The organism is Cryobacterium sp. BB307, from assembly GCF_012274275.1.
Lineage (GTDB): Bacteria > Actinomycetota > Actinomycetes > Actinomycetales > Microbacteriaceae > Terrimesophilobacter.
On sequence record NZ_JAANZA010000001.1, the window covers coordinates 1,464,195 to 1,472,147 of the forward strand.

The following is a 7,953-nucleotide window of genomic DNA, read 5'->3' on the forward strand; positions in this document are numbered from 1 at the left end:
CTAGTGAAGTCCGGTGCCGTGCACTGCGTACGGCTCGATAGCGGCGATCTCGTGCGCCTCGAGCGGCGGCGAGTGCAGCGCATCCAGGCTGTCGTCGAGTTGCGCGACGCTGCTCGCGCCGATGATGGCGCTGGTGACCTCGCGCTGCCGCAGCACCCACCGGAGCGCCAGTTGCGCGAGGGTCTGACTGCGGGAGTCGGCGATCGCCTGCAACGCCGTCGCACGCTCGAGGTAGCTGGAGCTGACGTTCTCGGCGTTGAGCCAGCGACCCTCGGCGGCGCGTGATCCGGCCGGGACGCCCTTCAGGTACCGGTTGGTCGCCAGTCCCTGGGCGAGCGGGGAGTACACGACGCAGCCGACGCCGAGTTCGCCCAGCGTCTCGAACAGTCCCTCTTCCGGCGTGCGATCGAACAGGTTGTAGCGGGGCTGGTGGATCAGCAGCGGGATGCCGTGCCCTGCGAGCGCCTCGTACGCCGCCCGAGTCTGCACGGGGTCGTAGTTCGAGATCCCCGCGTACAGTGCCTTCCCCTGCTTGATCGCGGTGGCGATGGCGCCCATGGTCTCGTGGATCGGCGTATCCGGATCCGGTCGATGCGAGTAGAAGATATCGACGTAGTCGACGCCCATCCGCTTCAGCGACTGGTCCAAGGACGCGAGCAGGTACTTGCGCGAACCCCATTCGCCGTACGGGCCCGGCCACATGTTGTGACCCGCTTTCGTCGAGATGATGAGCTCGTCACGGTAAGGCACCAGGTCCTGCCGCAGGATCGTGCCGAAGTTCGACTCGGCGGCGCCGGCTGGAGGGCCGTAGTTGTTCGCCAGATCGAAGTGCGTGACACCGCGATCAAACGCGCGCCGGATGATTGCGCGCTGGGTCTCGAGCGGACGGTCATCGCCGAAATTGTTCCAGAGCCCGAGTGAGATCTCGGGCAGTTTCAGGCCGCTCATCCCGGTGCGCGCGTACTGCGTACGCTGGTAGCGATCCCGGGCCGCCTCGTAGTTCATGGCGTTAGCCTAGAGCCATGGAGACGTACGTTCTGGCTGGCGGTTGCTTCTGGTGTCTCGACGCGGTTTACCGCACTCTCACCGGTGTCGAAGACGTCGTATCCGGATACACGGGTGGCGCGACGGCGAACCCCTCCTACGAGGCGGTGTGCACTGGAACCACGGGGCACGCCGAGGCCGTCGCGGTGACGTTCGACCCCGAGCAGATCCCCGGCGACGTCATCCTGGACGTGTTCTTCACACTGCACGACCCGCGTCAGCTGAACCGCCAGGGCAACGACATCGGAACGCAGTACCGCTCGGCGATGTATTACGTGAACGACAAGCAGAAGGCGCTCTTCGAGAATGCCATCCGGAAGGCCGATGAACTCTGGGACGGAGGCATCGTCACCCAGCTGGAACCGCTCGGTGAGTTCTACCGCGCCGAGGAGTACCACCAGGACTTCTTCGCCAAGAACCCTGGTCAGGGCTATTGCCTCGCGGTCGCGGTCCCCAAGGTCAACAAGGTGCGCAAGTCGTTCGCGTCGTATGTGAAGGCCGCCTGACCCACGCTTGTCCGACGGAGGGCGCCATGGCAGAGGAAACCACAGAGAAGACCTGGGTCGCCTTCGGGCCGGCGGGTGCGATCGGCAGCGTCCACCGCGTCGAAGGCGAGTACACCTTCAAGCTGCTGACGGATGACGCGCCACGTGGCCGCTATCCGTCGCTCGAGGTCGCGAAGAGTGCGTTGTTCGCGGCGTTGCCGCCCGGCTCGGACTGGCCGGAGTTCCGCGAGCACTGAGCTGTCCTGTCCTCACCAGAGCAACAGGCTTCGTTCCGTACAACCGCTGTTCGCATCCCAGGGCGAAATCGTCGGTGACGTCCCCACACTGATTGCATGAGCGACATCATCACGATCAGGGGCTTCGTCGCCACGGAGCCGAGGCACATCCGAAACGATTCGTTAATCATCACCGACTTCCGAATCGCGACTAGCCAGGGGTATTGGAATCGGACGAAGAAGGAGTGGGTCGAGCAGGACTCCAACTTCTACTCGGTGAGCACCTACGGGGACCTCGCTGAGAACGTGAACGGATCGGTCCACAAGAGAGAACCCGTCATCATCACCGGCAGGTTGCGAGTCAAGGAATGGGTGAGTGGTGAGAAGAAGGGCAAAGACGTCGAGATCGTGGCTGACGCCATCGGCCACGACCTGAGTTGGGGCGCGTCGCAGTTCAAGCGGACGCGGAATGTCAACGTGAACCGGGAGGCAGACGATGCCTTCCCCAGCGCGGCGGAGACCCCGGCCGAGCCCGCGTCCGATAACGAGCAGGCATCGCTGCCCATCAACGATGAGCGCGAAGAAGTCGCCACACCGTTCTGAACTCCACCGCTTGGCCGCACACCCTTAGAATCGTCGGCGTGACGAACTGGTGCCGGCAAAGCCCCGCTGCTTCCGGCATCCGGAGCCTGCTGTCCGTCGCGGCCGTGCTGCTGACCGGCAGTCTCGCGCTCAGCGGGTGCGTCGCCGGGCAACCAGCCGAGGTCGAGGCGACCACAGCGCCCGAGTCGAGCGCGAGTGCGTCGCCGAAGCCGGAGCGTGATCCCGAACTGCTTCCCGGCGGCAGTGCGCTCGCCAACCGGGACTACTTCGACTTCGTCAACGCGCGACTGCTCGGGCAGGCGCCGGATGCACAGGGTAAGGCGATTATCGACAACCTGGTCGCGGCCGGATTCGAGAAGGCCGCGATGCAGGTGACACCGGATGCGACTCCCGGCGGGCTTGCGGTGGACTCCATCGAGTTCTCCGTGCTGGCGGGTGAGGACTGCCTGATCGGTCAGGTCCGAAGCGCCGATTACACGAGCACCATCGCGCCAGTGTTGAGCAATGGCGCGTGCCTGGTCGGGAAGACGCGCACCATCGACTGGTGATCCCGCGTCAGCCGAATTGGCGCCCAGCCTGGCCTCTCTAGAATGGGGTCATGGCCGAATACATTTACTCGATGGTGCGCGCCCGCAAGGCGGTTGGCGACAAGCTCATCCTTGACGACGTCACGATGGCGTTCCTGCCGGGCGCGAAGATCGGAATGGTCGGCCCGAACGGTGCCGGCAAGTCCACGATCCTGAAGATCATGGCGGGTCTGGACCACCCGAGCAACGGGGAGGCGCGCCTCTCGCCCGGCTACACTGTCGGCATCCTGATGCAGGAGCCCGAACTGGACGAGTCCAAGACCGTGCTCGAGAACGTGCAGGAGGGCGTTGCTGAGATCAAGGGCAAGCTCGACCGGTTCAACGAGATCTCTGCCGCGATGGCCGACCCCGACGCCGACTTCGACGCGCTGCTCGCCGAGATGGGAACCCTCCAGGAGGACATCGACGCCGCCGACGCGTGGGACCTCGACTCCCAGCTCGAGCAGGCGATGGATGCGCTGCGGACGCCGCCGGGGGACTACTCGGTCGAAAACCTTTCCGGTGGTGAGAAGCGCCGGGTGGCGCTGACCAAGCTGCTGCTGCAGAAGCCCGACCTGCTGCTGCTCGACGAGCCCACCAACCACTTGGACGCAGAAAGCGTGCTCTGGCTCGAGCAGCACCTGCAGAAGTACGCCGGGGCCGTCATCGCGGTCACCCACGACCGGTACTTCCTCGACCACGTCGCCGAGTGGATCGCCGAGGTCGACCGCGGCCGCCTCTACCCGTACGAGGGCAACTATTCGACCTACCTGGAGAAGAAGGCCGAGCGCCTCCAGATCCAGGGCAAGAAGGACCAGAAGCTCGCCAAGCGACTCGAAAGCGAACTCGAGTGGGTGCGCAGCAACGCCAAGGGCCGTCAGGCCAAGTCGAAGGCGCGTCTCGCCCGCTACGAGGAGATGGCAGCCGAGGCGGAGAAGACTCGCAAGCTCGACTTCGAGGAGATCGTCATCCCACCGGGTCCGCGACTCGGCGATGTCGTGATCGAGGCCCGCGACCTGCGCAAGGGCTTCGAGGACCGGATGCTTATCGACGACCTCAGCTTCACCCTGCCCCGCAACGGCATCGTCGGCATCATCGGCCCGAACGGTGTCGGAAAGACGACGCTGTTCAAGACCATCGTCGGTCTCGAGCCGCTCGATGACGGTGACCTGAAGGTCGGCGAGACCGTGAAGATCTCCTACGTCGACCAGTCGCGTGCCGGCATCGACCCGAACAAGACGCTGTGGGAGGTCGTCTCCGGCGGCCACGACTTCATCGAGGTCGGCAAGACCGAGATCCCGTCGCGCGCCTACGTGAGCAAGTTCGGGTTCAAGGGACCCGACCAGCAGAAGAAGGCTGGAGTGCTCTCCGGCGGTGAGCGCAACCGGCTGAACCTAGCGCTGACCCTCAAACAGGGTGGCAACCTGCTGCTCCTCGACGAGCCCACCAACGACCTGGACGTCGAGACGCTGTCCAGCCTGGAGAACGCGCTGCTCGAATACCCCGGTTGCGCCGTGGTCATCACCCACGACCGGTGGTTCCTCGACCGCATCGCGACGCACATCCTCGCCTGGGAGGGCACAGAGGAGAACCCGGCCAAGTGGCACTGGTTCGAGGGCAACTTCGACGCCTACGAGGAGAACAAGATCGAGCGTCTCGGGCCGGAGGCGGCGAAGCCGCACCGCTCCGCGTACCGCAAGCTCACTCGCGACTGATGCGCGTCCACGTTCCCATACACCTGCGATGGGGCGACCTCGACGCGTACAACCACGTCAACAACGTCACGATGTTGCGGCTGCTCGAGGAGGCGCGTGTTCGCGTCTTCTGGGCGCCGGAGTCAGCGGATGATGTCCCCCCGCCGACCGCGATCATCGAGGCGGGCGCAGGGTCGCCGACGTTGACGCTGATTGCCAGTCACCAGATCGAGTACGTGCTGCCGATGGAGTACCAGCGAAAGCCCATCGACGTGCAGCTCTGGATCGGACGGATCGGCGGCGCGAGTGCCGACCTCTCCTACGAGGTGTACGCCAAGGGCCAACTACACGTGAAGGCGACGACAACGATGGTGTTCATCGATGCAGCCACGGGCCGGCCGCGCCGGGTGAGCGACGCGGAGCGGGAAGCGTGGGCTCCGTACATCGAGGAGCCCGTCTCTTTCAAGCGTCAGTAGCTGAAGCCGCTATCCGGCATGTCGGTGATCTTCTCGCCCGAAGGGTCGACCACCCACCACACGTCGTTGAACGCCTGACCGGCCACATCGCCTGGCCCCGAGTCGTCCGCGTACGTGTACAGCGGCCATCCGTTCAGAGTCACCTGCTGACCGCCCTCGATCGCCTCGATCGTGCCGACCGTCCCTGTGACGCCTTCGACCGTCGGTGCATCCGACTCGGTTATGACCGCCGGCCACAGCGCAGCGCACGCGTCTTCGCACGCCGACTTGTCGGTGCCCTGGGTGTCGTTGTCGAAGACGTAGACGGTCATCCCCTCGCCATCAACGACGATCTCTCCCAGGTCGCTGGTCGCGACCGCGAGTTCGGCTCCCTCGGTCACAGTGCCCGGTTCATCCGTTACCGGCGGCGTCTCGGTCGGGCTGCACCCGGCCAGCAGCAGCAGGGCGACGGAAACGCCGGCGGCTGCGCTGATTCCCTTCCTCATGACTGACCTTCTTCTCTGTCCGGGCGCGTTTGGCGTCCCGACGTTAAGAACGAAAGCGATGGCCGGATGGTTCAGTCAGAAGTTGCCGGTCCAGACCGAGGCAGCGCCCGCCTCACCGATGATGGCGACCATCACCACTGAGCCGACGGCCGCGACGACTACAACGAAGGTGATCAGAAGGCCGCCGACGATGCGCGGCCCGCCGTTCAGACGATGAGATGTCCGGTGCCAGATGTACTGCCCAACGGTGGCGACGAACAAGCCGATCACCCACCACAGCATCAGCGGTCCGAGCGCCGCGTGGTGCTCGACCAGCGGAGTAGGTGCAACGCGTTCCTGCAGCCATTGGCCCGCCCAGATCGTCACGGGGACGACCAGCAGGGCGACGAGCGCCAGCAGCGGGGTCACAATCCCCAACCGCCGGCGAGCCGCGGGCCAGAAGGCGGCGAGTAGCGCGCACAGGGCGGCCAGCGGGATGATCACGACAGTCAGATGCACGATCAGCGCGTGCACCGGGAGGCCACCCACGACCCAGTCGATCACGACGTCACCACCGCTCCATCCACCACCTCAACGTCGATCTTCGCAAGCGGCTCTGGGGCCGGCCCGTTGATGACGGCTCCCGTCGCCGCGTCGTAGCGCGACCCGTGGCACGGGCAGTCGTACGATGTCTGCATCGCGGCCACGGTGCATCCTTGATGCGTGCAGATGGCGCTGAATGCGACGACCTTGCCCTCTGTTGGCTGCGCCAGCACGATCGGGGCGCCGCCCACTTTCGCCGAGGCAGTGCCGCCGACAGGGATGTCGGACAGCTTCACGAGCTCGGTCCCTGCCTCGAGCGAGCCGTTCCCAGTGGTGCCGCCCGGTGAGGTGGGCGTGCAGCCGGCTAGTGCGAGAACACCCACACCCAGGGCGGCCGCGCCGCCGTTGGTGATCAGCGCTCTGCGGCCCAGTGTCGGAAGGTTGTCCACGATTCTTCCCCATCGTCGGTGTCGGAAGTGTCAACTGTGTCACGACCGCCGCCTCGGATCGGTTCAACGTGCGGTGAACTTTTTTCGACGGGCGTACGTTGTCAGTCATAGGAGGAAACGTCGGATGCCCGATCAGCAGGCCCAGTTGCTTCGTGCGCTGCACGATGAGCACGCCGCCGCGCTGTGGCGGTACGTTCTGTGGCTGTGCGGCGACCGGCAACTCGCCGAGGACATCGTGCAGGAGACGCTGTTGCGGGCCTGGCGGCGTCCGAAGGTGCTCGATCAGAGCGAGTCATCCGCTCGCGCGTGGCTGTTCACCGTCGCCAGGAACCTGGTGATCGACAACTACCGCAGCGCGCGTGCCCGAAACGAGCTGGGCGCGGCTGAACTGCCGGAGCGCGCAATCGACGATGGGGTCGACGCGGCGCTGGACCGGTGGTTGGTGGCGGATGCCCTCGCCGGGCTGTCCGATGAGCATCGCGTCGTCGTTGTCCTGTCCTATTACCGGGGACAGTCGATCGCTCAGATCGCCGACGCGCTGGAGTTGCCGCAGGGCACGGTCAAGTCGCGACTGCACTACGCGCTGCGTGCCCTGCGGCTTGCTCTGCAGGAGAGGGGGGTGACCGGATGACTGACGTCTACCGGGACTGGGATGCCGCGTACGTTCTGGGTTCGCTGTCTCCGGCACAGCGGCGCGAGTTCGAGGATCACCTGACCGAGTGCGCCACCTGCCGTGCCGCGGTTGCCGAACTCGCGGCGGTTCCCGGGTTGCTGTCTCGTGTGCCGCTCGATTGGGCAGAGGGCGAGGGGAATCGGGTCCCCGAGTCGCTGATGCAGGGGCTGGCGCACGCGGCGCACCGTCGCCGTCGCATCCGGACGATTGGCGTGAGCCTCGCCGGAGCGGCAGCGGCGGCCGCCCTCACCTTCACGCTCGTCGCACCGGGGTTCATCGGCGAGCGTGAAGGTGTAGCGGAGTACTCGCTGTCGCAGGTGGCAGCGAGCCCACTGGAAGCGGACGTCAAACTCACCCCGCACGAGTGGGGGACGACGATCGACATGGAGTGCCGGTACACCGACGGGAAATCGTACGATGCGCCGGCCGACTACGCACTGTGGGTCACGGATGCCGAAGGCAACGAGGTCGAACTCGCCACCTGGACGGCGCGGCCGGGCGGAACGACCGAGCCGACCGCATCCACCAAGCTGTCAATCGAGGAGATTCAGCGTATCGACGTGAGATCCGTGGACACCGGCGCGGTCCTCCTTGCCGTCGAGCCCTGACCCGCCGCATCACCCATTGAGTCGGGGGGGGTGGGGGGGGGGGGGGGGGGGGGGGGGGGGGGCCGCCCCCCCCCCCCCGAGGGGGGGGGGGGGGGGGGGGGGGGGGGGGGGG

The 7,953-nt window shown here is 66.0% G+C and carries 12 protein-coding genes; 8 read left to right on the forward strand and 4 right to left on the reverse strand.

Annotated elements, in window-relative coordinates; translation table 11 throughout:
* Positions 1-1,005 (reverse strand): aldo/keto reductase, encoded by a 1,005-nt coding sequence (locus HGK58_RS07220; RefSeq protein WP_168626797.1) that lies wholly within the window; start codon positions 1,003-1,005, stop codon positions 1-3.
* A 17-nt stretch (positions 1,006-1,022) separates the two neighbouring features.
* On the opposite strand from HGK58_RS07220, the gene msrA reads away from it, so the two are divergent.
* The 6 genes from msrA (at position 1,023) to HGK58_RS07250 (ending at position 5,104) form a co-directional block, all read left to right on the forward strand.
* Positions 1,023-1,550, forward strand: a complete 528-nt coding sequence (gene msrA / locus HGK58_RS07225; protein WP_168626798.1) for a peptide-methionine (S)-S-oxide reductase MsrA — start codon at positions 1,023-1,025, stop codon at positions 1,548-1,550.
* 26 nt (positions 1,551-1,576) lie between these two features.
* Positions 1,577-1,786 (forward strand): methyltransferase, encoded by a 210-nt coding sequence (locus tag HGK58_RS07230; protein WP_168626799.1) that lies wholly within the window; start codon positions 1,577-1,579, stop codon positions 1,784-1,786.
* A 96-nt stretch (positions 1,787-1,882) separates the two neighbouring features.
* On the forward strand, positions 1,883-2,368 hold the full coding sequence (locus tag HGK58_RS07235; RefSeq protein WP_168626800.1) for a single-stranded DNA-binding protein: 486 nt from the start codon (positions 1,883-1,885) through the stop codon (positions 2,366-2,368).
* A gap of 38 nt (positions 2,369-2,406) precedes the next feature.
* A complete protein-coding gene (locus HGK58_RS07240) occupies positions 2,407-2,916 on the forward strand; it encodes a hypothetical protein (RefSeq protein WP_168626801.1) in 510 nt (169 codons plus the stop codon).
* Positions 2,917-2,966: 50 nt separating this feature from the next.
* Positions 2,967-4,649 carry an energy-dependent translational throttle protein EttA gene (gene ettA, locus HGK58_RS07245; protein ID WP_168626802.1) on the forward strand — a complete coding sequence of 561 codons (1,683 nt, stop codon included), beginning with the start codon at positions 2,967-2,969 and terminating at the stop codon, positions 4,647-4,649.
* A complete protein-coding gene (locus tag HGK58_RS07250) occupies positions 4,649-5,104 on the forward strand; it encodes a thioesterase family protein (protein WP_168626803.1) in 456 nt (151 codons plus the stop codon). Before ettA ends, HGK58_RS07250 begins: the two co-directional genes overlap by 1 nt.
* Here the strand turns inward: HGK58_RS07250 and HGK58_RS07255 are convergent.
* From HGK58_RS07255 to HGK58_RS07265, 3 genes are all read right to left on the reverse strand, one after another.
* Complete coding sequence (locus tag HGK58_RS07255; RefSeq protein ID WP_168626804.1) at positions 5,098-5,589, reverse strand: hypothetical protein; 492 nt, start codon at positions 5,587-5,589, stop codon at positions 5,098-5,100. The genes HGK58_RS07250 and HGK58_RS07255 overlap by 7 nt on opposite strands.
* Positions 5,590-5,664: 75 nt before the next feature.
* Positions 5,665-6,132 carry a DUF2231 domain-containing protein gene (locus HGK58_RS07260; RefSeq protein ID WP_193509817.1) on the reverse strand — a complete coding sequence of 156 codons (468 nt, stop codon included), beginning with the start codon at positions 6,130-6,132 and terminating at the stop codon, positions 5,665-5,667.
* The gene (locus tag HGK58_RS07265) at positions 6,129-6,560 is read right to left on the reverse strand and encodes a Rieske (2Fe-2S) protein (protein ID WP_349236158.1); all 432 of its coding nucleotides are present in this window, start codon (positions 6,558-6,560) and stop codon (positions 6,129-6,131) included. The genes HGK58_RS07260 and HGK58_RS07265 overlap by 4 nt, the downstream gene beginning before the upstream one ends.
* A gap of 124 nt (positions 6,561-6,684) precedes the next feature.
* Between HGK58_RS07265 and HGK58_RS07270 the strand changes: the two genes are divergently transcribed.
* Both HGK58_RS07270 and HGK58_RS07275 read left to right on the forward strand, forming a co-directional pair.
* Complete coding sequence (locus tag HGK58_RS07270) at positions 6,685-7,191, forward strand: sigma-70 family RNA polymerase sigma factor (protein WP_168626805.1); 507 nt, start codon at positions 6,685-6,687, stop codon at positions 7,189-7,191.
* Positions 7,188-7,841 carry a zf-HC2 domain-containing protein gene (locus HGK58_RS07275; RefSeq protein ID WP_168626806.1) on the forward strand — a complete coding sequence of 218 codons (654 nt, stop codon included), beginning with the start codon at positions 7,188-7,190 and terminating at the stop codon, positions 7,839-7,841. The genes HGK58_RS07270 and HGK58_RS07275 overlap by 4 nt, the downstream gene beginning before the upstream one ends.
* The last annotated feature ends 112 nt before the right edge of the window (positions 7,842-7,953 follow it).